The organism is Leisingera thetidis, from assembly GCF_025857195.1.
Classification (GTDB): Bacteria; Pseudomonadota; Alphaproteobacteria; order Rhodobacterales; family Rhodobacteraceae; genus Leisingera; species Leisingera thetidis.
The window spans coordinates 505,480-529,437 of record NZ_CP109787.1; the positions used below are offsets into that span (position 1 = coordinate 505,480).

Genomic DNA, 23,958 nt, shown 5'->3' on the forward strand with positions numbered 1-23,958 from the left:
AGGGTCCGCTCTTTTCCGTTTCCGGGGGCGCTCCCGCCCGGATCGGCGCATTCGCGGACTGCGCCTCTCCCGTTGGGCCCGGCGCCGCGCTGCGGCGCGGCGCTCAGCAGGGCTGAGCGGCTGTGTCGCGCGCGAAATTTTGGGGCAGAAGGGCTGACCCGTTGGGACTGGAGCCGGGCGCCGTGCTGCGCCATAGTGAGCCGGTGGATCCAATCAGCTGCCGGGAGTGCCATGCTGCGAGTGACGACTGCTTTTCTCTGCCTGGCGCTGCCGCTGGCGGCGGCCGCCAAAGACGGGCTGCCGCAGAAATTCAGCCTGCAGGGCCAACGGCTTGTCTATGACACCGAAACGGATGCCGAGGGCGGGCCCGCCGAGATCACCGATGAGGACATCAAGCGGCTGCAGGACATCCTGGCGAAGAACCCGGAGATATCCGAACTGCAGCTCAACAGCATTGGCGGCAGTGTCTATGCCGGCGAGGAAATTGCCGGGCTGGTGCTGGAGCACGGGCTCGACACCCTGATTGACGGCGAATGCATCAGCGCCTGCGTGGATGTCTTTCTGGCGGGCAGCCGGCGGCGGATGACGCTTGGCTCCCGCATCGGTTTCCATCAGCGCAACTGGCCGGCAGCGGCAGTGCACAAATATTACCGCAGCGAGCGCAAGGAGCGGCGCTGGGCGACGCCGTTTGAGTTCGGCTCGTGGATCTACGAGGACACCCAGCGGGAAATCTACGATCATCTGAGCTACATGGTGGCCCGCGGCGTTGATCCCGGCTTCGCCATCGAGACCTTGCGCACCGATCCGGGCGGGGAGTGGTATCCCAGCCGGCTGCGGCTGATCGCGGCCGGAGTTCTGCGCGAGGTGCGGCCGGGGCGGCGGCCTGCCCCGGGTTGACCCGGCGGCGCGCTTGCGGCAGAGGAGCGGCCAGCCTAGAAAATTGCCCGAAATGAGGAGGCCTGACGCATGTCCGGCGACCAGAACCCCCGCGGCGGCCGATCCGCGGATGCCCAGCCCGCCGCCACCAATGCGGCCGAGAAACACGCCAGCGGCGCGCCCTGGCGCAATTTCTATGGCCGCTTCAAGGGCAAGACGCTGAAGGACAGCCAGAAACGCTATCTGGACGAGGATCTGGCTAAGCTCAGCCCCGGCGCCGTCGGCTGGGAGGAAAACCCGGACCGCGCGCCGCTGGATCTGCAAGCGCTGTTCGGCGGCCGGGATGTCTGGCTCGAGGTCGGCTTCGGCGGCGGCGAGCATCTGGTGCATCAGGCGGTCAGCAACCCGGAGGCCGGGATCATCGGCGCCGAACCCTTTATCAACGGGGTGGCGATGCTGCTGGGCAAGATCCGCACGGCGGCGGCGGACAATATCGCGATCCATCCCGGCGATGCCCGCGACCTGATGGATGTGCTGCCCGCGGCCTCGATCGCGCGCGCCTTCCTGCTGTACCCGGATCCCTGGCCGAAAACGCGCCATCACCGCCGCCGCTTCGTGACGCAAGAGCATCTGGAGCCGCTGGCCCGCTGCCTGAAGCCGGGCGCGATCTTCCGGGTGGCGACGGATATTCCCGACTATGTGCGCCAGACCCTCGAAGAGGTGCCGAAGGCCGGATTCGAATGGCTGGCCGAAGGCCCCGGCGATTGGCGCCAGCCCTGGGCGGACTGGATTTCCACCCGTTATGAGCAGAAAGCCCTGCGTGAAGGCCGCACCCCGGATTACCTGACGTTCCGCCGCCTGGGCTGACCACTGAGGCCGGATCCGGGGCAGGGCGCTCCCGCGCGTCCGGCGTGCTTTGGAAAAGCACCCCGTCCCCTTGGGCCGGGCAGGCCGCGCCGAAGGCGCGGCCTGCCCCCCGGCGACCCGCGCAGCGGGGCGCAAAACCTCCTGCACCGGACCGGGCGGCGCAGCTTTGACTGGATGATCGCGCGCTTTGGCGGAAATCCCGGCGCTTCAGCGTGGACGCGCGCGCCGTCATGCGCTAACAGCCTTCTTCGAGCAAGCAGAGAGGAAGCCTCATGTCCGGACACGGCACGCCCATCCCGATGACCTCGCACCGCTCTGGCCCGCTGACCGGCGTGGCCGAGGTGCCCGGCGACAAGTCGATTTCGCACCGGTCGCTGATCCTGGGCGCGCTGTCGGTCGGAGAGACGAAAATCTCCGGCCTTCTGGAAGGCGAGGACGTGCTGGACACCGCCAAGGCGATGCAGGCCTTTGGCGCCGAAGTGGTGAACCACGGCGGCGGCAGCTGGTCAGTCTTCGGCGTCGGTGTCGGCGGCTTTGCCGAGCCGGACAATGTGATCGACTGCGGCAATTCCGGCACCGGGGTGCGGCTGATCATGGGGGTGATGGCGACCTCTCCGATCACTGCGACCTTTACCGGCGATGCCTCGCTGAACAAGCGCCCGATGGCGCGCGTCACCGATCCGCTGGCGCTGTTCGGCACCCAATCCGTGGGCCGCTCCGGCGGCCGCCTGCCGATGACCATTGTCGGCGCGGCGGACCCGGTTCCGGTGCGCTATGAGGTGCCGGTGCCGTCGGCGCAGGTGAAATCCGCGGTGCTGTTCGCGGGCCTCAACGCGCCCGGCAAGACCGTGGTGATCGAGCAAGAGGCCACGCGCGACCATACCGAGCGGATGCTGGCCGGTTTCGGCGCCGAGATCACCACCGAGGACACCGAAGAGGGCCGGGTCATCACCCTGACCGGCCGCCCGGAGCTGAAGCCGCAGGTGATCGCGGTGCCGCGCGATCCGTCCTCGGCCGCCTTCCCGGTCTGCGCTGCGCTGATCACCCCCGGATCCGACGTGCTGGTGCCGAACATCGGCCTGAATCCGACCCGGGCGGGGCTGTATTACACCCTGCAGGACATGGGCGCGGATCTGACGTTTGAGAACATGCGCGAGGAGGGCGGCGAGCCGGTTGCCGATCTGCGCGCCAGATATTCCCCGGACATGAAGGGCATCGAAGTGCCGCCGGAGCGCGCCGCCTCGATGATCGACGAATACCCGGTGCTGTCGGTGGTTGCCTCCTTTGCGGAAGGCAAGACCCTGATGGCGGGCGTCAAGGAGCTGCGCGTGAAGGAAAGCGACCGGATCGACGCAATGGCCAAGGGGCTGCGCGCCAACGGCGTCACGGTCGAGGAAGGCGAGGACTGGTGGGAGGTCGCTGGCCTCGGCATCGATGGCGTGCCGGGCGGCGGCACCTGCGAGAGCTTTCTGGACCACCGCATCGCCATGTCCTTCATGGTGATGGGCATGGGCGCGCAGAACGCTGTTTCAGTCGATGACGGCAGCCCGATCGCCACTTCCTTCCCGATCTTCGAGAGCCTGATGGGCAGCCTGGGCGCCAAGCTGGAGCGCACCGCCGGGTAACGCCCCCAATTTGCCATGGCGCGCCGGGCGGGCCATGGCCTCTTCCGGCAACTGGCTGCTGCTGCACCAGCCAGTCGATTTCCCTTGCCAGCGTCACCAGGGCGCGGTGGCGATAGGCTGGCCGTCCCGCCCGCGCAGCGCAGTCCCGCGAAATCGGGCCGGGCCGCCGCCGTCTTCCAGTGCCGCGATCAAGGCCGGTGCGGTTTCTGCCCCTCTCGCTGCGCACGATGAAATCAATGTCCGGACCCTCCCGCAGCACCTCCTGCCAGTGATAGCTGGGATCGGCGCCGCCACGGAGGATCAGCAGCGCTGGCTGCGCAGCCTTCAGGCGCCGGGCCGGTGCCGCCGCGGCTGGGTGGGCGGAACTGGATCCGGCACGGCCGGTCAGCACCGCTTGCGGAGCCTTGGCCAGGGCGGCCTGCGCCGGCTGCAACCGGCTTTCCGAACGCAGCCGGGTGCTGTAGACATCCCCGGAAGAAATATGAGACCGGAGCGCACATGAGCGAGAGCTTTACCATAGCCGTGGATGGCCCGGCTGCCGCAGGCAAGGGCACGATCTCCAAGGCGGTTGCCGCCCATTACGGCTTCGGCCATCTGGATACCGGGCTGTTGTACCGGGCTGTGGGGGCGAAGATGATGGAGGGCACTGCCGCCGCCGAGGCTGCCCGGAACCTGACCCCGGAAGATCTGGCGCGGGACGACCTGCGCGGGCCGGAGGTGGCGCAGGCGGCTTCCAAGGTGGCGGTGATTGCCGAGGTGCGCGCGGCCCTGGTGGACTTCCAGCGGGCCTTTGCCCGCCGGGCGGGCGGGGCGGTGCTGGACGGGCGCGATATTGGCACCGTGATCTGCCCCTATGCGCAGGTGAAGCTGTTTGTCACCGCCAGCGCCGAGGTGCGCGCCCGGCGCCGGTTCCTGGAGCTGACTTCGGCGGGCAAGGTGGTCTCGCTCGAGGATGTGCTGGCCGATGTGAAGGCGCGGGATGAGCGCGACATGAACCGGGCCGAGGCGCCTTTGAAACCGGCCGCGGATGCGGTGCTGATCGATACCAGCGAGCTCAGCATCGACGAGGCGCTGGCGGCGGCCCTGACGGTGATCGAGGCGCGCAGGCAGGCGGTGCCGCAGAGCTGAAGGACCCGCAGCCGGTCCGGCCGCTGCGGCCGCAGGGCAGGCAGCGGGATCAGGGCGGTTGTCAGAAGTGTTCTCTGCTGGTCCCCATCAGGGATGCGGGCGGTTTCAGTGTGTCCAGGGCGCGCCGTGCGGCCCGGCGGCTGGAAGCCCGGCCCGGGATGCCGGACGTTTGATTCCTGATCGTCCCGAGGATTTTGCGGATCGTTCCGCGCATTTGCATGTGCCTCCCGCGGCAGCTCACCGATCTGTGCATGGAGCCGCGGGCGGCGGCACAGTAGCCTGAAAGCGCGTGTCAAAAGGGAGGAGCCGTCATGGCCTGGCTGCGGACAATTGCGATTGCGTGCGTACTGGCAGCACCTGCCTTGGCGCAGGACCCGCCGGAGCCGCCGATGACCTATGAACGCCTGGGGCGCATCCTCTTTGCCCTGGACGAAAACGCGCAGCCGGTGGGGCGCGGCTTTCAGCTGTCGGTTTCCGGAGTGCCGGTGCTGGTGGTCACGGACCCGGCAGCGGACCGGATGCGGGCGATGGTGCCGCTGCGCCCGGCCGAGGCGCTGACGGCGGAAGATCTGATGCGGATGATGCAGGCCAATTTCGACAGCGCGCTGGATGCCCGCTATGCGGTGGCGCGCGGGCAGCTGTGGGCGGTGTTCATCCACCCGCTGTCGCAGCTGCAGAAGGACCAGCTGATCTCGGGCCTGGGGCAGACGGTGAATATCGCCCGCACCTATGGCACGCTTTACACCGGCGGGGCGTTGCAGTTCGGCGGCGGCGACAGCCCGGGGATCCAGCGGCAGCTGATTGAGGAACTGCTGGAAAAGGGGGAGGAAATCTAGCCGCAGACCGGTGATCCGGGGCCTGCAGGGAACCTGATTCCACGGGTACGAATTTCCGCAAGATTTCCATGTGCGGCAACGAATTTCGTCATGCCTGCGCCGGATTAATACGCGCCAAATCGCAAGCTGCAGCCTAAGGTCGCTGCAAACGGCTTGGAGAGCGCAAATGACCAGCTTTGAAGACCGCCTGACCGCGCTGCGCCGGGAGTTCCACCGGCACCCGGAGCTTGGCTTCCGGGAAGACCGCACCAGGGCCAAGGTGGCGGCGCATCTGCGCGGCCTGGGGCTGGAGGTGCATGAGGGTGCGGGCGTGGTCGGGCTGCTGCGTGCGGGCCGGGGCAACCGGGCCATCGGGCTGCGGGCCGACATGGATGCGCTGCCGATCGTTGAGGCTTCCAGCCATGCGTATGTCTCTGAAACGCCGGGCGTTATGCACGCCTGCGGCCACGACGGCCATATGACGATGCTGCTGGGGGCCGCCGAGCGGCTGGCGCAGGAGCAAGGGTTCGACGGCACCGTGGTGTTCCTGTTTCAGCCCAACGAGGAGCACGGGCTGGGCGCGCAGGCGATGATTGCCGAAGGGGTGCTGGAGCAGTTCCCGATCGAGGAGGTCTATGCCATCCACAATCTGCCGGGTGCGCCGGCGGGGCAGGTCTCGACCCGTCCCGGCCAGATCTGCAGCAGCGAAAGCCTGTTTGAAATCTCGATCAAGGGGCAGGGCGGCCATGCCTCGATGCCGCAGGCCGGGGTGGATGCGATCACGGTCGGGGCGGAGATGGTGCTGGCATTGCAGACCATCGTCGCGCGCAAGCTGGCGCCGGGGGCGGGGGCTGTGGTGTCGGTGACCGAGTTCCTGACCGACGGCCAGCGCAACGTGCTGCCGGGGCACGCGGTGCTGAAGGGCGACGTGCGCGCCCGGGTGCCTGCCGACCGGGAAGCGGTCGAGCGCTTCATGCGCCAGATCGCACCCGGTGTCGCCGCCGCCCACGCGGTGGAGGTGGAGGTGAGCTTCAACACCGAATTTGTCGAGACCATCAACGCGCCAGGACCGGCCGAGGCCGCCTGCCGTGCCGGGGAGGCGGCGGGCTGCGCGGTGATCCGCAACCGCCCGCCGATGAGTTTTTCGGAGGATTTTGCCCATTTCGCCAACGCGGTGCCCGGCTGCTTCCTGCTGCTGGGCAATGGCGCGGAGGGGCCGCACGGCCAGCCGCTGCATGCGACTGATTATGATTTCAACGACGCTCTGCTGCCCATCGGCGCGGAGTTCTGGGTGCAGCTGGTGCGTGACCGGCTGCCAGCGGGAAAGGACTGACCATGTTTGAACAATTTGCTGTTGCCCTGCGCCACACGGCGGGAAACCCGAAAACCGGCGAGGCGGCCCGCCGGGTTCTGTCCGAACTGGATTTCTCCAACGCTTGCGCGGAAATCACCGCTTGGGACGGCTATGCCGAAACGCCTCTGGTGTCTCTGGCGGGGCTGGCCGAGCGGATCGGTGCCGGGCGGATCGACTACAAGCACGAGGGGCCGCGGTTCGGGCTGGGCAGCTTCAAGGCGCTGGGCGGGTCTTATGCGGCGCTGCGGGTGCTGCAGCGGGAGCTGAGCCGCCAGCTGGGGCAGGAGGTCAGCCTGGAGGACATCCGCAAGGGCGCCCACAAGGCGGCCTGCGCGGGGATCACCCTGGTGTCTGCCACCGATGGCAACCATGGCCGCTCGCTGGCCTGGGGCTGCCAGCGTTTTGGCGCGCCCTGCCGGATCTACATCCACGCCGAGGTCAGCGAAGGCCGTGCGGAGGCGATGCGCGATCTGGGCGCCGAGGTGATCCGGATCGCGGGCGACTATGACGACTCGGTGCTGCTGGCCAAGAAGGAGGCGGAGGAAAACGGCTGGTTCGTGGTTTCCGACACCTCCTGGGAAGGCTACACCGAACCGCCGCGCGATGTGATGGCGGGTTATGGCGTGATGACCCGCGAGGTCTGCGAAGCGCTGGAACAGGCGCCGACCCATGTGTTCCTGCAGGGCGGTGTCGGCGGGCTGGCGGCGTCGGTCGCGGCGGGTCTGCGGCAGTATTACGGGGCAAAGGCACCGCGGGTTGTGATTGTTGAACCCGAATTGGCGGCCTGCCTGTTCGACAGTGCGCGCAATGGCAAGGCCACCAATTTCGCCATCCGGGAAGAGACCATCATGGCCGGTCTTTCCTGCGGCGAGCCATCGGGGATGGCCTGGGAGATCCTGGCCGAGGAAGCCGCCGATTTCCTGACCATTCCCGACAGCATCGTGGCGCCCGCGGTGCGGCTGCTGGCCAATGCGGAAACCGGTGATCCGGCGGTTGAGGCCGGCGAAAGCGCCGTGGCGGGGCTGGCCGCCCTGATCGCCGCCTGCCAATCTGCGGAGATGAAGAAGACCTTGGGGCTGGATGAGGGCTCGCGGGTGCTGCTGATCGGTTCGGAAGGGGTCACCGATCCGGCGATCTTTGCTGCGATCATGGCAGGGAAAGACCATGGCTGAGGCGCCGCAGCGCGGGTTTTCCGAAGCCGAGTTCGCTGCCCGGACCCAAAAGGCGCAGGCGCTGATGGCCGCGCAGGGGCTTGATGGGCTCCTGCTGCTGACCGAGCCGGAGGTGCGCTATTTCAGCGGCTTCCACACGCTGTTCTGGCAAAGCCCGACCCGGCCCTGGTTCCTGTTTGTGCCGCCCGCAGGAAAGCCGATTGCCGTCATCCCGGAGATCGGCGCCGACCTGATGCGCCGCACCTGGGTCGAGGACATCCGCACCTGGAGCGCGCCGGCGCCCGAGGACGACGGTCTCAGCCTGCTGACCGGGCTGCTGTCTCCGATCGCGTCGCGGGGCGGATCAATCGGCATCATGAAGGGCCATGAGACCGCTCTGCGCATGCCGCTGGGCGATTACGAGCGGCTGATGGCGGGCCTGCCGGGGCTGAAGGTGGCGGATTCGACGCCTTTGGTGCGCAGCCTGCGGATGGTGAAATCGGCCGCGGAGATTGAAAAGCTGAGCCATATCTGCGCCATCGGCTCGCGCAGTTTTGCGCAGGTCCCGCAGATCGCCCATGAGGGCCAGCCGTTTGACGATCTGTTCCGCAGCTTCCGGCGTGAGGCGCTGGCGCAGGGGGCGGATGACGTGCCTTATCTGGTCGGCGGCGCCGATCAGGGCGGCTACAGCGACGTGATCTCGCCGCCCACCAGCCGGCCACTGCAGGCCGGGGATATTGTCATGCTGGACACCGGCGCGACCTGGGACGGGTATTTCTGCGACTTCGACCGCAACTTTGCCATTGGCCGCGCCGATGACCTGTCGCGCCGGGCCTATGACGTGCTGTGGCGGGCGACGGAGGCCGGGATGGCCGCCGCGCGCCCGGGGGCGACCTGCCGCGAGCTGTTCCAGGCGATGCAGGCGGTGATCGCGGAGATGGACGGTCAGGGCGGCGATGTCGGCCGCCTGGGCCACGGGCTGGGGATGCAGCTGACCGAATGGCCCTCGCACGCGGCTTTTGACGGCACCGTGATCGAAGAGAACATGGTGCTGACCCTGGAACCCTCGCTCGGCTACGGCGATGGCCGTATCATGGTGCATGAGGAAAACATCGTGGTGCGGGCGGATGGCGCTGAGCTGCTGACAACCCGCGCCGCGCCTGAACTGCCGGTGATCTGAAGGAGGCCTTGGCATGAAGCTCTGCTTTGAGACGGATGCAGGCATCGGCACCCGCGCCACGCTGGGCGTGATCGTGCTGGAAACCGACGAGACGCTGGAGCCGGAATTCTCCCGGATGATGGCCCGCGACGGCGTGGCGCTGTACCATAGCCGCATCCCGATGGTGCCGGAGATCCGCCCGGAAACGCTGGCGCGGATGCTGGCGGACCTGCCGGCCTCGGCCCGGCTGCTGCCGTCGTCGCTGGATTTCGACGTGATCGGCTATGGCTGCACTTCGGCGTCGACGGTGATCGGCTCGGCCCAGGTGGCGGAGGCGGTGCGGACCGTGCTGCCCGGGGCCAAGGTGAGCGATCCGCTGGCGGCGATCATCGCCGCGGGCAGGGCGCTGGGCACCGCGCGGCTGGGGTTTGTCACGCCTTACCTGCCGGAGGTCTCGGCGCAGATGCGGCAGAAGCTGGAGGAGGCGGGGTTTGAAATCGCCGGTTTCGGCTCGTTTGAGGAAATGGACGACCGGGTGGTGGCACGGATCACCGAAGCGGCAATTGCGGCGGCGGCCAAGCAGGTGGCCAAGGCCGGGGACTGCGACGCAATCGTGATCTCCTGCACCAACCTGCGCTGCCTGCGGGTGATCCCGGAGATCGAGGACGCGACCGGGGTGCCGGTGGTCTCCAGCAACCAGGCGCTGGCCTGGCATATGCTGCGGCTGGCCGGAATAGACGATCCGCAGCCGCAGTTCGGCCGGCTGTTCGCCCGGGGCTTGGCGGCCGGATAGGTAAAAGTTTACGGGAATTGCCATCTGACAATTTGCGCCAGGCTGCGCCGCCGGGCGGCGCAGTCTGCGCTTGTAATCCGCGCGCGGATCATCACAGTTTGGCAGCCGAAACCTGATCTGCGCCGCGCGAGGACCCCCGGATGCCTGCCACCCGCCCCGAGAACCGCCCCACACCCCGCAACGTCCTGTTCATCATCATCGACCAGCTGCGCGCGGATTGCGTGTCCGGGGCCATGGCAGAGCATGTGGAGCTGCCCAATATCCGCGCCTTCATGCAGGAGGCGGTGTCCTTCCAGCGGCATTTCTCGGTGACCAACCCCTGCGGGCCGTCGCGGGCCTCGATCCTGACCGGGCAGTATGCGATGAACCACCGCTCTGTCCGCAACGGCACGCCCCTGCGCCATGACACGCCCAATATCGCCACCGAGATGCGCAAGGCGGGATATCTGCCGATGCTGTTCGGCTATACCGACACCTCGCAGGACCCGCGTGCCTTTGACGCCAACGATCCGGCGCTGCGGACCTATGAATACCCAATGAACGGCTTCCATGAGATGACCGAGATGCGGATGGAGATGTCTTATCCGTGGCAGTCGCATCTGATGAACCGGGGCTATGAATTCGAAAACTACTGGGATGTGTACAGGCCGGTGTCGCCCGATGGCGGCGCGCCCCGGCTGAACGATCCGGCGCTTTATGCGGCGGAGGACAGCGATACCGCGTTCCTCACCGACTCTTTCCTGGGCACGATGACCGCCTACCGCAAGGAAAGCTGGTTTGCGCATCTGACCTATATCCGCCCGCATCCGCCGCTGGTGGCGCCGGCCCCCTATAACAGCATGTACGACCCGGCCGGCCTGCCGCTGCCGGAGCGGCTGGACACGGAGGAGGCGGAGGGCAGCCAGCATCCGTTCTTTGATCCGCTGCTGCGCAAGAGAACCATTGCAGGGATGGCCGAGGGCTTCCCGGATCTGGAGCCGACGGATGAGAACATCCGCACCCTGCGTTCGGTCTACCTCGGCCTGGCGAGCGAGGTGGACCATCACGTCGGGCGGGTGATCCGGTTCCTCAAGGAAACAGGGCAATATGACAACACCATGGTGGTGATCACCGCCGACCACGGCGAGATGCTGGGCGATAGGCATTCCTGGGGCAAGATGACGGTCTATGACGCCGCCTATCACACGCCGCTGATCATCCGGATGCCCGGCAACGAGGACAATGCCGGGGCCTGCCTCGGCCAGATCACCGAGTCGATCGATGTGACCCCGACCATTCTGGACTGGATCGGGCAGGAGATCCCGAATTCGATGGACGGGCGGTCGCTGCTGCCGCTGCTGCGCGGGGAGGTGCCGCAGGACTGGCGGCAGTATTCCTTTTCGGAACTGGATTTCTCGGAACCCTTGACGCCGACGCTGTGGCAGCAGGCGCTGGGCACCTCGCCGAGCGACAGCTGCCTGGGCATTCTGCGCGAGGAGCGCTTCACTTTGGTGGAATTTGCCGCTGATCTGCCGCCGATGCTGTTTGACGGCCAGGCGCGGGGCGAGCTGGAGAACGTCGCCGGGCAGCCGGAGTATGCCGCCGATCTCAACCGGCTGACGCGGCTGATGCTGCGGCACCGGATGAAGAACATGGACCACACGCTGTCGCTGGTGTCGATCACGCCGGACGGGGCGCGCGGCCGGCCCCGTTTCACGGCCCGGAGTTCCTGACCGCCGGCTGGCGGGAACCGGAGCTGCTGCCGCGGACGGAACGGCCCGGTTTCCTGTCCGAAAACCGGGCCATGCAGGGTGTGCCGGTGGCTACACGAACCAGTCGTCGGATAGCTGGTCGCTTGATTTGGCCCCCTTCAGCCAGGCGATCTGCAGCGGATCTTCACCGCCGTTGCCGTCGGCGTCATATTCCAGCCAGACCGCCCGGTTGTCGCCGAGGCTGAGGCTGAGGTGGCCGCCGGCCAATGCGGCGTCAAGATCGGTGCCCAGGTCCAGGAGCAGCCCGTCGATATCCAGCAAGTCGCCGTCAGCCGCCTTGAAGTCGAGGATGGTATCGCCGGCATCCGCGGCTGAGTTGAAGACAAAGACATCTGCGGATTTGCCGCCCTTGAGGATATCGGCGCCTTCCCCGCCCGCTATCCAATCGCTGCCGTTGCCGCCGTCCAGCTTGTCAATGCCGCCGCCGCCGTCGAGCGTGTCGTCGCCATTGCCGCCTTTCAACTGGTCGTCGCCGTTGCCGCCGCTCAGGGAGTCATGGTCGTTGCCGCCGTCCAGCTTGTCGTTGCCATCCCCGGCCGACAGCGTGTCATCGCCATCGCCGGCCTTGATCTGGTCCTTGCCGCTGCCGCTGGTGATCGAGTCATTTCCGTCGCCGCCGTCCAGCTTGTTGTCGCCATCGCCGGCGTGCAGCGTGTCGTCGCCATCGCCGGCCTTGATCTGGTCCTTGCCGCTGCCGCCGGTGATCGAGTCATTCCCGTCGCCGCCGTCCAGATTGTTGTCGCCATCGCCGGCGTGCAGCGTGTCGTCGCCGTCGCCGGCCTTGATCTGGTCCTTGCCGCTGCCGCTGGTGATCGAGTCATTCCCGTCGCCGCCGTCCAGCTTGTTGTCGCCGTCCCCGGCGTGCAGCGTATCGTCGCCGTCGCCGGCCTTGATCTGGTCCTTGCCGCTGCCGCTGGTGATCGAGTCATTCCCGTCGCCGCCGTCCAGCTTGTTGTCGCCGTCCCCGGCATGCAGCGTGTCGTTGCCGACGCCCGCCTTGATCTGGTCCTTGCCGCTGCCGCTGATGATCACGTCATCGCCCGCGCCGCCGTCCAGCCTGTTGCTGCCATCGCCGCCGTTCAGGCTGTCATTGCCATCGCCGCCGGTGATCTTGTCGTTTCCTGCGCCGGCCAGCAGGGTATCGTTGCCATTGCCGCCTTTCAGCTGGTTCTTGCCGTCGCCGCCATCAATGAAATCATCTCCTTCGCCGCCGTCGGCATAGTCGTTTCCGCCGCCGCCCTCCAGGCTGTCATTGCCCAGGCCGCCATACAGCTTGTCCTTGCCGGTGCCGCCGGCAAGGGTGTCGTTGCCGTCCTTGCCGTAGAGCTGGTCACTGCCGGCGCCGCCGTCGATCACATTGCCGGCGCTGTTGCCATACCCCTTGTCCGAAGACCCGCCCAGGATGACATTTTCGATCATCGTGCCATTGCTGACGGTCAGCTTTTTGGAACCGATCTTGCCGGAGGCCCCGCTTTCCAGCGTGATCGTCGATTTCAGGGTCACCGCGCTGAGGTCGAGCGTGTCGGTGCCGCCATTGGTGTCGGTGACCGTGCCAAGCAAAGTGGTCCAGTTCGGCACGAAGCTGTCGGTGAAAGTGTAGGTGTTGTCCGGCGATGGCGGCGGCGGCGGCGGCGGGGTGTCGCCGCTGTCAATGATCTCCGCCGCATCGGCGCTGTCCGATACGCCAGCCAGGAAGACCAGCAAAGTGCTGGTGCCGTTATAGGCCACTTTCAGCCAGGAGCCGCCGCTGCCTGCCTGCAGCGACACGAGTCCGTCGCCTGCGGCATCCTCGCCGCCATAGCCGATGTCCTGGAGCAGGGCGGTGATGTCGATCCGGTCGCCCGCCGCAAGATCGAAGTCGGTGATCGTGTCGCCGGCTTCGCCCAGCGTGGCAAAGACAAAACGGTCTGCGCCGGTGCCGCCGGTCAGGGTATCCGCGCCGGTGCCGCCGATCAGGATGTCGTTGCCTTCCGCGGCGTTGATCTGATCGTTGCCGCCACCGCTTTCCAGCCGGTTGTTCGCGCTGTTGCCGGTGATGGTGTCGTTGCCGGAGCCGGTGGCGGCGTTTTCGATCACGGTGCCGCTGGCGATGGAGAAGTTGCCGATCTTGCCGTTGAGGTTGGAGTGGGTCCCCTCGTTCAGGTTCAGCATCTGCGCCGAACTGCGGCTGTTCAGGTCGATCGTGTCGATGCCGCCGCTGTCGACAATCGCAACGGCATAGCCGCCGTTCAGATCCATGCCGAAGCGGCCGGTGGTCTCGCCGTCGCCATAGGTGGTGTTGCCGGTTTCCACGTTCACCGGAGCGCCGTAGAGGTGGTGGATGGCCGCAATATCGCCTATCTGCGCGGTCGCCAGATAGGCGAAGGACGCATCGATGCTCGTGTTCTGCTGCTGGTGGAAATAGGACATCACGGACATCTGCCAGCTGTCGTTGGCAAAGCCGGCATCCGCGCCATAGCTGGCACTGCCGTTGTAGTTGCCGGTGTGGCCCAGGCCCAGGGCATGGCCGATCTCGTGGATGTAGGTCTGGTAGTAGTAGTCGCTGTTGCCGGATGCCCAATTGGTGGCCACGTTGATGCTGGAGCTCAGAATGGTGCCGTTGCTGACCGTGGAGCTGGCATAGGCGCCGGAGTTGTTGTCGTCGAAAGTGATCTTGGCGCTGCCGGTGGTTTCGACAAATTCGATCCCGCTGAGGGCGGTCCAGCTTTCCAGTGCCTTGCGGGCCGCGTTCTTGCCGGCTGTATTCAGCCCGCTGAGGTTGACCGTCAGCTGACCGCCGGTTTCAACGTCAAAGGAGCGCTGGGTCCGGCCGGTATCCTCCCAGTAGCCCTGGTACAGATACTGGGCAATCTGGTCGACCGTATAGGTCGGCTTGCCGGCAGCATCGCCGCCGCCGGAGCCGGAGCCGCTGCCGTCGGTGCTTTCGGGAATTCTGTGATTGGCTTGACCGCAATATTCACACATAATTGTGTTCCATCCTAGATCGCTGAATTACAAGGGAAATTCTGTGTGCCTGACCAGCTGGCCGGCGAAGTCCGCAAGGATGTCCGGAGTGAGCTGCCCGTCCATGACCGACTGCTCGATCACCGGGCCCTGGCCGGTCCGGCCGTCGCTGTGCTGCCAGGCCAGGTGGCCGGAAATCCAGTCTGCGGCCCAGGTCTGCCCGACGTAGCGCAGGATCAGGACGGCTTCGCTGTCCTGCCCGCCTGCAGCGGTAACCGCAGCACCGGGAAATCTCATGCGCAGATCGCCAGCCAGCGCATCGCAAAGGGGCTGCCGCAGGGCGTCGCCGCACTGCAGCTGAATGGTCTGCACCGGGCTGCCAAGTGCTGCGGAGCCGGTGACAAGCAGCCAGATTGCGGCAGAGCAGCTGGAAAGTCTTCCAGATGTAGTCATGGGGAATGTGCTCGCTCAGACGATTGAAGGATCAGGTTCAGTCCCGCGCCGTTCTGGCTGCAGACACAGGTTTAGGTGCCGATTTGGGCGAAATGGCGGTTGCGATCCGGGCAACATTTAGACGGCGTTAACCGGTGTTAACCCTTTGCCGGCCCGGCCTGTGCGAAAGCGCGCCCTTGCTCCGGCCCGGAGCTGTGTTTTTGCAAATCATTCTCAATTTCATTGACAGTTGAGAATGACTTGCAATAACGATGCGTCAAAGACATCTTCAAAACGGAGAATCGGATGATTTCGAACCTGCTCAAGACAGTTTCCGCCGCTGCCATCGCGGCCGTTGCTGCCAGTGCTGCCATGGCCGAAGACAAGATGAAGGTCGTCACCACCTTCACCGTGCTGGCCGACATGGCGGCAAACGTGGCGGGCGATGCCGCCGAGGTCGTCTCGGTCACCAAGCCGGGGGCGGAGATCCACGGCTATGAGCCGACGCCGCGCGACATCGTGCGGGCGTCTGATGCCGATCTGATCCTGTGGAACGGCATGAACCTGGAGCTGTGGTTCGAACAATTCCTGTCCAACATGAAGGACGTGCCCTCGGTGACCCTGACCGACGGCATCGACCCGATCCCGATCGCTGCCGGATCTTACGAGGGCAAGCCCAACCCGCATGCCTGGATGGGACTGGACAACGCGCTGATCTATATCGACAACATCGTCGAGGCCTTTGCCGAGCACGATCCGGAAAACGCCGCCGTCTATGTCAAGAACGCGGGCGAATACAAGGACAGGCTGCGCGCCACCATCGAGCCGCTGCGCCGTGCGATTGCAGAAATCCCCGAGGACAAGCGCTGGCTGGTGACCTGCGAGGGCGCCTTCAGCTACCTGGCCCGCGATTTCGGCATGAAGGAGCTGTACCTGTGGCCGATGAACGCCGATCAGGTCGGCACGCCGCAGCAGGTGCGCGCGGTGATCGACGGGGTGCGCGCCAATGACATCCCGGTGGTGTTCTGCGAAAGCACCGTGAACACCGCCCCGGCTGAGCAGGTGGCCCGCGAAACCGGCGTGGCCTATGGCGGCGAGCTCTATGTCGACTCGCTCAGCGAGGCGGACGGCCCGGTGCCCACCTACCTGGATCTGCTCAAGGTCACCTCCCAGACCGTGGCCCGCGGTCTGACCGAAGTGACCAATTAAGGCGCCCCGGGTTTCATATCAAATTGCCCCGCAACGGAAGTTGCGGGGCGTTTCATTTCACAAAGCACAATTTCTGTGTGTAACTCTGCGGGAAGCCCAATGCTTGATGCCAGCGAGACCCACATGTTGAACACCAGCGCTGCGCCCGCGGACGGCGGGATTGCCGCAACAAATGTCACGGTCACCTACCGCAACGGCCATACCGCGCTGTGGAACGCCAGCTTTGGCATTCCCCGCGGCACCGTTACGGCGCTGGTTGGGGTGAATGGCGCCGGCAAATCGACCCTGTTCAAGGCAATCATGGGGTTTGTCCCGGCCGCGCAGGGCGAAATCCGCATCCTTGGCATGACGGTCAAGGAGGCTTTGCGCAAGAATCTGGTCGCCTATGTGCCGCAGTCCGAGGAGGTCGATTGGGCCTTCCCGGTGCTGGTCGAGGATGTGGTGATGATGGGCCGCTACGGCCACATGGGCTTCCTGCGCCGCCCCAAGGCTGTGGATCACGAGGCCGTCGATCAGGCGCTGCGCCGGGTCAACATGCAGGACTTCCGTCACCGCCAGATCGGCGAGCTGTCCGGCGGCCAGCGCAAGCGGGTGTTCCTGGCCCGCGCGCTGGCGCAGGACGGGCAGGTGATCCTGCTGGACGAGCCGTTCACCGGCGTCGATGTGAAGACCGAGGAACAGATCATCTCGCTGCTGCGCGAACTGCGCGCGGAAGGAAGGGTGATGCTGGTCTCTACCCACAACCTGGGCAGCGTGCCGGAATTCTGCGACCGCACGGTGCTGGTCAAGGGCACCGTGCTGGGTTTTGGCCCGACCGAGACCACCTTTACCCGCGAAAACCTTGAACACGCCTTTGGCGGGGTGCTGCGCCACTTCACCCTGGGCGGCCAGGCGCTGCATGACGATGGCGACACCCGCGAGGTCACCATCCTGACCGACGACGAGCGCCCGTTTGTGCAATACGGCGAAAAGACCCAGACCAGCGAAGGCGGCGGCGAGGGCGGGAGCCAGCAATGATGGAATACCTGCTGGAGCCGTTCACCTATGGCTACATGACCAATGCGATGTGGGTCTCGGCGCTGGTTGGCGGGGTCTGTGCCTTCCTGTCGGCCTATCTGATGCTCAAGGGCTGGTCGCTGATCGGCGATGCGCTGTCCCACTCGGTGGTGCCGGGCGTTGCCGGAGCTTACATCCTGGGGCTGCCGTTTGCGCTGGGCGCTTTCATTGCCGGCGGGCTTGCGGCGGGGGCGATGCTGTTTCTGTCGGAACGCTCCGGTCTCAAGGTGGATGTGATCATTGGGCTGATCTTCACCTCCTTCTTCGGGCTGGGCCTGTTCATCGTCTCGGTCAGTCCGATGTCGGTCTCGGTGCAGACCATCACCATGGGCAATATCCTGGCAATCACGCCGGAAGACACATTGCAGCTGGCAATCATCGGCTTTGTCTCGCTGGCGGTGCTGCTGGCCAAGTGGAAGGACCTGATGGTCACCTTCTTTGACGAAAACCACGCCCGCACCATCGGCCTCCGGCCCGGGCTGCTGAAGGCGGTGTTCTTTGTGCTGCTGTCGGCCTCGGTGGTGGCGGCGATGCAGACCGTCGGCGCGTTTCTGGTGATCGCCATGGTGGTGACGCCGGGTGCCACGGCCTATCTGCTGTGCGACCGGTTTCCGCGGCTGATCATGGTGTCGGTGCTGATCGGTGCGTTGACCAGTTTCTTCGGCGCCTATGCCAGCTATTTCCTCGACGGCGCCACCGGCGGCATCATTGTGACACTGCAGACGCTGATCTTTCTGATGGTGTTCATCTTTGCCCCGAAACACGGGCTGCTGGCGGCCAAACGCAAGGCGCGTGAAGCGCTGAAGCGCGGCCCCATTGCACAAGAAGGGGCTGCGTGATGGAGCTCGATACGCTGCTGATGCCGTTCCAGTTTGCGTTCATGCAGAACGCCTTTTGGATTTCTCTCATTGTCTCCATCCCCACCGCGCTGCTGTCCTGCTTTCTGGTGATGAAGGGCTGGGCGCTGATGGGCGATGCGGTCAGCCATGCGGTGCTGCCGGGGATCGTGCTGGCCTATATCGTCGGGCTGCCGCTGATCCTTGGCGCCTTTGCTGCCGGGATGCTCTGCGCTGTGGCGACCGGCTATCTGTCCGGCAACAGCCGGGTCAAGCAGGACACGGTGATGGGCGTGGTCTTCTCCGGCATGTTCGGTGCCGGCATCGTGCTTTATGTCTCGGTCGAGACCAACGCGCATCTGGACCATATCCTGTTCGGCAACATGCTGGGGGTGGAGCCGGACGAGCTGTGGACAGCCGGGATCATCTCTTTGGCGGTCGGCGCAGCACTGGTGCTGAAGTGGAAGGACCTGCTGCTGCACAGCTTCGATCCGGCGCAGGCGCAGGCCTCCGGCCTGCCGGTCAGAGTGCTGCACTACGGGCTGCTGGCGGCGCTGTCGCTGACCATTGTGGCGACCCTGTCGGCGGCGGGGCTGATCCTGGCCATCGGGCTGCTGATTGCGCCGGGCGCCATCGCCTTTCTGGTGGTGCGCAAGTTCAGCACCATGCTGTGGGTTTCCGTTCTGATCTGCATGTTTTCGATGCTGGCGGGCACCTATGCCAGCTTCTTCCTCGACAGCGCGCCGGCGCCGACCATTGTGCTGATCCTGACCGCGCTGTTTATCCTGGCCTTTTTGCGGCGGCTGTACCTGACCCGCAAGACCTCGATGCAGCGGGCCAGGGACACCTCCGGGATCGCGTGAGTCACGCGGTTCCGGGCCGGGCCATCTCCAGCAGCCACTGGCGCACCAGCTTGGCGTTGTCGATCAGATCCTGGCTCTTGGACCACACCAGATAGAAACCGGCGCCGGTGGTCCAGGACCAATCCTTGCGCGCGGCCAGCAGCCCCTGCCGGATCAGCGGCTCGGTCACATGCTGCCAGCCGAATGCAAAACCCTCTCCGGCAATCGCCGCCTGCAGCACCAGCGCATAGTCGTTGAGCCGCAGCCCCGCGGCCGGCAGCCGGCCGGTGACGCCGAAATGGGCAAACCATTGCTGCCAGCTGGGGCGTTCGCGGATCGGTTCCTCCAGATGGATCAGCCGCTCGTGCAGCAGGTTCGGCACCGTCGCCAGGTTGACCGCCGAGGCCATCACCCGCGGGCTTGCCACCGGATAGATCACCTCCGGTGCGATCAGGGCCGAGTGGCAGTCCGGCCAGTTGCCGTCGCCGCGGCGCACCGCCAGCGAGATGCCTTCGGTATTGATGTCCGGCTCCCGGTCGGAGCTTTGCAGGCGCAGGTCGATATCGGGGTGCGCGACATGCAGCCGGGTCAGTTTTGGCATCACCCAGTAGTATGCAAAGGCAGAGGAGCAATTGAGCGTGACATGGTCGTTGCGCCCGAACTGCCGCACCGCCTTGGCCGAGGACAGAATGTCCGCCAGCGCCTTGGACACATCGGTGTAAAGCCGCATGCCGGCCCCGGTCAATTCCACCTTGCGGTGGCTGCGGCGGAACAGAACCACACCCAGAGACGCTTCCATCTGCTTGATCGCCGCGCTGACGGCGGGCTGCTGCACGTTCAATTCTTCCGACGCCCGGGTGAAGGAGCCGTGCCGTGCGGCGGCCTCAAAAACGATCAGGTGGCGCGGGCTGGTGAGGAGTTTCCACAGTTCTTGCATAACTCTCATTTATCCAAACGATCAGATTTTTCAAGCGTCACAAACCTCGGGGACGGAGATAGGTTCAGTCATTATTCGAGAATTGGAGAGCCCCATGGCCCGACGCGCCCGCGCATCCCGCGACAGAAACACCACCCCCGCGGGCGCGCCTGCATCGCCGTTCATCCAGCGCAGCCTGCCGTTCTTCGACGTGCTGGACGAGGAAAAACTGGCCCGGCTGGAAGCCCAGGTCGACTGGATCTTCGAGGAGGTCGGCATTGCTTTCCGCGATGACCCGGAGGCGCTCAGGATCTGGAAAGAAGCCGGTGCACGGATTGATGGCGACACCGTGCGCGCCGATGCGCAATGGATCCGCGCCCTGTGTGCCAAGGCGCCGCGGGAATTCACCCAGCTGGCCCGCAACCGGGCGCGGTCGGTCACCATCGGCGGCAGCAACCAGGTGTTTGCCCCGATCTACGGCGCGCCGTTTGTGCGCGACCTGGAAGGCGGGCGGCGTTATGGCGATATGGCGAGCTTCGAGAAGCTGGTGAAGCTCACCTATATGCATCCGAACCTGCATCACGGCGGCTTTGTCATTTGCGAGCCCTGCGACGTGCCGGTGAGCAAGCGCCATTTCGACATGCTCTATGCTCATATGACGCTGAGCGACAAGCCGCATCTGGGGGCGATCACCGAAATGTCCCGGGCGCAGGACAGCGTCGACATGGCCGAGATCGTTTTCGGCAAGGATGTCATGGACGATAACTGCGTGATCATGGGCAATGTGAACACCAACTCGCCCTTGCTGGTCGACAAGGTGGTGACCGAAGCGATCCGGGTCTATTCGGCGCGCGGGCAGGGGATCATCGTGGTGCCCTTTATCCTGACCGGGGCGATGGGGCCGGTGTCGACCGCCGCATCTGTTGCACAGGCAATGGCCGAGGCGATGATGGTCTGTGCATTCACCCAGATCATCCGCCCCGGCGCGCCGTTTGTGCTGGGCAACTTCCTCAGCTCGATGTCGCTGAAGTCCGGGGCGCCGACCTTTGGCATGCCGGAGCCGGTGGTCTCGAACTATGCGATCGGGCAGCTGGCGCGCCGTGCAGGTCTGCCGCTGCGCTGCGGCGGCTCGCTGACCGCGTCCAAGATCGAGGATGCGCAGGCGGCTTATGAGAGCGCGGATTCGATGCACTCCACCATGCTGGCGGGCGCCAACTATGTGCTGCATGCGGCGGGCTGGCTGGAAGGCGGGCTGTGCACCGGGTTTGAGAAGCTGGTGATGGATGCCGACCGGCTGGGCTCGTACCAGAAGGTGCTGAGCCAGGGGCTGGATACCAGCGACGAGGCCTTTGCCCGCGATGCCTATGGCGAGGTGGAGCCGGGCGGGCATTTCCTCGGCTCGGCCCACACCATGCGCAACTACCAGACCGCGTTCTACGAGCCCAAGCTGAGCGACAGCGAGAATGTTGAAAGCTGGGAGGAGGGCGGCTCCAAGGACATGCGGCAGCGCGCCTATGAGCGCTGGAACCAGATGCTGAACGAGTATCAGGCGCCGCCGATGGATGACGCGGTGAAGGACGAGCTCGCGGCCTATGTTGCCCGCCGCAAGGAAGAAATCCCCGATGCCTGGTACTGATTGGCCGTCCAGGCCCGAAACGCAATACACCTCGCGGCCCGGCTGCCGCTTGCCCCAGACCTGAGGACAGACCCATGTCAGACAATTTTGCCCAATCGACGCTCAACATCCACAAGGAGGAGAGCAGCGGCGACAAGAAGCTGCCGAGCCATGCCAAGGCCGTTATTATCGGCGGCGGTGTGGTCGGCTGCTCGATCCTGTTCCACCTGGCCAAGTTCGGCTGGAAGGACGTGGTGCTCTTGGAGCGGGATGAGCTGACCTCCGGCTCGTCCTGGCATGCGGCGGGGCAGATCCATACCATCTCGTCGGACCCGAACATCTCGCGGCTGCAGTCCTACACCATCGACCTCTATAAGGAGATCGAGGAAACTTCCGGCCACAGCGTCGGCCTGCATATCACCGGCGGCTTCTATCTGGCATCGAACAAGACCTGGTACGACTACCTGAAGCGGGAACGGTCCAAGGCGCGGTACATGGGCCTGAACCAGGAGTTCATCAGTCCCACGGAAGTGGCCGAGCGCCACCCGCTGATCGATCCGAAACATTACCATGCGGCGCTGTGGGATGATCAGGACGGCGATCTGGACCCGTCGGGCGCCACCTATGCCTTTGCCAAGTCGGCGCGGGTGCACGGGGCGCAGTATTTCACCCATACGCCGGTGACCGGCACCACCCAGCGCGCCGACGGCAGCTGGGATGTGGTGACGCCGCGCGGGGTGATCAATGCCGAGCATATCGTTAACTGCGGCGGTCTTTGGGCGCGCGAAGTCGGCCACATGCAGGGCGTGAACCTGCCAGTGCAGCCGATGGAGCATCATTACCTGATCACCGACAAGATCGACGCCGTGGCCAACCACCCGACCCGCCTGCCGGCCGGGATCGATTACGAGGCCAACATCTATTTCCGCCAGGAACGGCAGGGCATGCTGCTGGGCACCTATGAGCCCAAGGGCACGCCTTGGAAGGTCGGCGGCACGCCGTGGGATTTCGGCCACGAGCTGCTGCAGCCGGATCTGGACCGGATTGCCGACCGGCTGGAGATGTCGTTTGAGCGCATCCCGGCCATCGGCGAAGCGGGCATCAAGGACATGATCAACGGGCCGTTCACCTTCGGCCCCGACGGCAACCCGATGATCGGGCCGGTGCCGGGGATGAAGAACTACTGGTGCGCGGTGGGCGTGATGGCCGGGTTCTGCCAGGGCGGCGGCGTGGGCCTGACCATGGCGGAGTGGATGATCGACGGCGAGCCTTCGATCGACGTCTGGGCGATGGACGTGGCGCGGTTCGGCGAGTTTGCGACGCCCGACTGGGGCACCGTGAAATCGACCGAGAACTACGAGCGCCGGTTCGTGATGACCTTCCCGAACGAGACCCTGCCGAAGGGGCGGATGCAGAAGACCACTGCTCTGTATGACCGGCTGGTCGCCAAGGGCGCGCGCATGGGGCAGGGCTTTGGCCTGGAAAACGCGCTGTGGTTTGCCGACGGGCCGGAGGACGCGCATGAGGAGCCGACATTCGAGCGCAACCGCTCGCACGATTACGTGGCGCGCGAGGTGAAGGCCGTGCGCGAGGCGGTGGGCGGCATCGAGGTTGCCAACTTTGCCAAGCATGAGTTCAAGGGCGCAGGCGCGCGGGCCTATCTGGACCACGTGCTGGCGGGTTATGTGCCGAAACCGGGCCGCCTGACGCTGACGCCGATGCTGACGCCCAAGGGCAAGCTCTATGGCGATCTGACCGTGGCCTGCCTGGGCGAAGAGCACTTCATGCTGTTCGGCTCTGGCGCGATGCAGGAGGCGCACCGCCGCTGGTTCGAGAAGGACCTGCCTGCGGATGTGGCCTATCAGAACGTTTCGGACGACTGGCACGGCATTGCACTGTCGGGTCCGAAATCGCGCGAACTGCTGCAGCGGATCACCCGCGAGGATGTGTCGGGTGAAGCGTTCAAGTTCCGCGACCTGCGCCAGACATTCGTGGGCGGGGTGCCGGTGATCCTGAACCGGATCAGCTTCTCGGGCGAACTGGGCTATGAGATCTACTGCAAGCCGCAGTATCTGCTGCGCCTCGCGGAAGCGATCGAAGAGGCCGGGGGGGATCTCGGCTACCGCTGGTACGGCGCGCGGGCGCTGATGTCGATGCGGCTGGAGAAGGGCTGGGGCGTCTGGACCCTGGACTTCCGTCCCGATTTCGACGCGGCCGAGAGCGGCATGGATGTCTTCATCAACTGGAAGAAGGATTTTGTCGGCAAGGAAGCCGCGCTGGCCGCCAAGGAAGCCGGTCCCCGCCGCAAGCTGGTCACCATGACCATCGGCGTGGACGGCATTGATGTCTCAAACGACGAGGCGATCCTGAAGGACGGCGCGGCGGTGGGATACATCTCCTCCGGCGGTTACGGGCATCACGCAAAGGCCTCGATGGCGATGGGCTATGTCTCCGCCGAGCATGCCGAAGCGGGCACCAGGCTGCAGGTCGAGATCCTGGGCGAGATGTACGACGCCGAGGTGCTGGGCGCACCGATCTATGACGCCAACGGCGCCAACATGCGCGCCTGATCCGGCAAGGGGAGCGGACT

General features: G+C 65.6%; 19 protein-coding genes. 16 read left to right on the forward strand and 3 right to left on the reverse strand.

Annotated elements, in window-relative coordinates; all coding sequences use genetic code 11:
- Positions 1-231 precede the first annotated feature (231 nt).
- From OKQ63_RS02485 to OKQ63_RS02530, 10 genes are all read left to right on the forward strand, one after another.
- The gene (locus OKQ63_RS02485) at positions 232-897 is read left to right on the forward strand and encodes a COG3904 family protein (protein WP_264212397.1); all 666 of its coding nucleotides are present in this window, start codon (positions 232-234) and stop codon (positions 895-897) included.
- Between the two features lie 69 nt (positions 898-966).
- Positions 967-1,743, forward strand: a complete 777-nt coding sequence (gene trmB / locus OKQ63_RS02490; RefSeq protein WP_264212398.1) for a tRNA (guanine(46)-N(7))-methyltransferase TrmB — start codon at positions 967-969, stop codon at positions 1,741-1,743.
- A gap of 272 nt (positions 1,744-2,015) precedes the next feature.
- A complete protein-coding gene (gene aroA, locus OKQ63_RS02495; RefSeq protein WP_264212399.1) occupies positions 2,016-3,368 on the forward strand; it encodes a 3-phosphoshikimate 1-carboxyvinyltransferase in 1,353 nt (450 codons plus the stop codon).
- A 498-nt stretch (positions 3,369-3,866) separates the two neighbouring features.
- Entirely contained in the window at positions 3,867-4,496 is a 630-nt protein-coding gene (locus OKQ63_RS02500; protein WP_264212400.1) for a (d)CMP kinase, read from the forward strand.
- A gap of 311 nt (positions 4,497-4,807) precedes the next feature.
- A complete protein-coding gene (locus tag OKQ63_RS02505) occupies positions 4,808-5,332 on the forward strand; it encodes a polysaccharide deacetylase family protein (RefSeq protein ID WP_264212401.1) in 525 nt (174 codons plus the stop codon).
- A gap of 166 nt (positions 5,333-5,498) precedes the next feature.
- Positions 5,499-6,644 carry an amidohydrolase gene (locus OKQ63_RS02510; RefSeq protein ID WP_264212402.1) on the forward strand — a complete coding sequence of 382 codons (1,146 nt, stop codon included), beginning with the start codon at positions 5,499-5,501 and terminating at the stop codon, positions 6,642-6,644.
- Positions 6,645-6,646: 2 nt separating this feature from the next.
- A complete protein-coding gene (locus OKQ63_RS02515; protein WP_264212403.1) occupies positions 6,647-7,837 on the forward strand; it encodes a diaminopropionate ammonia-lyase in 1,191 nt (396 codons plus the stop codon).
- Complete coding sequence (locus OKQ63_RS02520; RefSeq protein ID WP_264212404.1) at positions 7,830-8,996, forward strand: M24 family metallopeptidase; 1,167 nt, start codon at positions 7,830-7,832, stop codon at positions 8,994-8,996. Before OKQ63_RS02515 ends, OKQ63_RS02520 begins: the two co-directional genes overlap by 8 nt.
- Before the next feature lie 13 nt (positions 8,997-9,009).
- Positions 9,010-9,768 (forward strand): maleate cis-trans isomerase family protein, encoded by a 759-nt coding sequence (locus OKQ63_RS02525; protein WP_264212405.1) that lies wholly within the window; start codon positions 9,010-9,012, stop codon positions 9,766-9,768.
- A gap of 140 nt (positions 9,769-9,908) precedes the next feature.
- Positions 9,909-11,480, forward strand: coding sequence for an alkaline phosphatase family protein (locus OKQ63_RS02530; protein ID WP_264212406.1), 1,572 nt, complete (start codon positions 9,909-9,911; stop codon positions 11,478-11,480).
- A 90-nt stretch (positions 11,481-11,570) separates the two neighbouring features.
- Here OKQ63_RS02530 and OKQ63_RS02535 read toward each other — a convergent pair whose 3' ends face one another.
- Together OKQ63_RS02535 and OKQ63_RS02540 are read right to left on the reverse strand one after the other, a co-directional pair.
- On the reverse strand, positions 11,571-14,483 hold the full coding sequence (locus OKQ63_RS02535; RefSeq protein ID WP_264212407.1) for a M57 family metalloprotease: 2,913 nt from the start codon (positions 14,481-14,483) through the stop codon (positions 11,571-11,573).
- A 27-nt stretch (positions 14,484-14,510) separates the two neighbouring features.
- Positions 14,511-14,915, reverse strand: coding sequence for a hypothetical protein (locus tag OKQ63_RS02540; RefSeq protein WP_264212408.1), 405 nt, complete (start codon positions 14,913-14,915; stop codon positions 14,511-14,513).
- Between the two features lie 285 nt (positions 14,916-15,200).
- Between OKQ63_RS02540 and OKQ63_RS02545 the strand changes: the two genes are divergently transcribed.
- The 4 genes from OKQ63_RS02545 (at position 15,201) to OKQ63_RS02560 (ending at position 18,858) form a co-directional block, all read left to right on the forward strand.
- Positions 15,201-16,103 carry a metal ABC transporter substrate-binding protein gene (locus tag OKQ63_RS02545; protein WP_264212409.1) on the forward strand — a complete coding sequence of 301 codons (903 nt, stop codon included), beginning with the start codon at positions 15,201-15,203 and terminating at the stop codon, positions 16,101-16,103.
- A 99-nt stretch (positions 16,104-16,202) separates the two neighbouring features.
- Entirely contained in the window at positions 16,203-17,120 is a 918-nt protein-coding gene (locus OKQ63_RS02550; protein WP_286672688.1) for a manganese/iron ABC transporter ATP-binding protein, read from the forward strand.
- The gene (locus OKQ63_RS02555) at positions 17,120-17,998 is read left to right on the forward strand and encodes a metal ABC transporter permease (protein WP_264213864.1); all 879 of its coding nucleotides are present in this window, start codon (positions 17,120-17,122) and stop codon (positions 17,996-17,998) included. Before OKQ63_RS02550 ends, OKQ63_RS02555 begins: the two co-directional genes overlap by 1 nt.
- On the forward strand, positions 17,998-18,858 hold the full coding sequence (locus tag OKQ63_RS02560; protein WP_264213865.1) for a metal ABC transporter permease: 861 nt from the start codon (positions 17,998-18,000) through the stop codon (positions 18,856-18,858). Before OKQ63_RS02555 ends, OKQ63_RS02560 begins: the two co-directional genes overlap by 1 nt.
- 1 nt (position 18,859) lies before the next feature.
- On the opposite strand, the gene OKQ63_RS02565 is transcribed toward OKQ63_RS02560, so the two are convergent.
- Entirely contained in the window at positions 18,860-19,783 is a 924-nt protein-coding gene (locus OKQ63_RS02565) for a LysR substrate-binding domain-containing protein (protein ID WP_350356292.1), read from the reverse strand.
- Between the two features lie 85 nt (positions 19,784-19,868).
- Between OKQ63_RS02565 and OKQ63_RS02570 the strand changes: the two genes are divergently transcribed.
- Both OKQ63_RS02570 and OKQ63_RS02575 read left to right on the forward strand, forming a co-directional pair.
- The gene (locus tag OKQ63_RS02570) at positions 19,869-21,389 is read left to right on the forward strand and encodes a trimethylamine methyltransferase family protein (RefSeq protein ID WP_264212410.1); all 1,521 of its coding nucleotides are present in this window, start codon (positions 19,869-19,871) and stop codon (positions 21,387-21,389) included.
- A gap of 74 nt (positions 21,390-21,463) precedes the next feature.
- Complete coding sequence (locus OKQ63_RS02575) at positions 21,464-23,938, forward strand: GcvT family protein (protein WP_264212411.1); 2,475 nt, start codon at positions 21,464-21,466, stop codon at positions 23,936-23,938.
- The last annotated feature ends 20 nt before the right edge of the window (positions 23,939-23,958 follow it).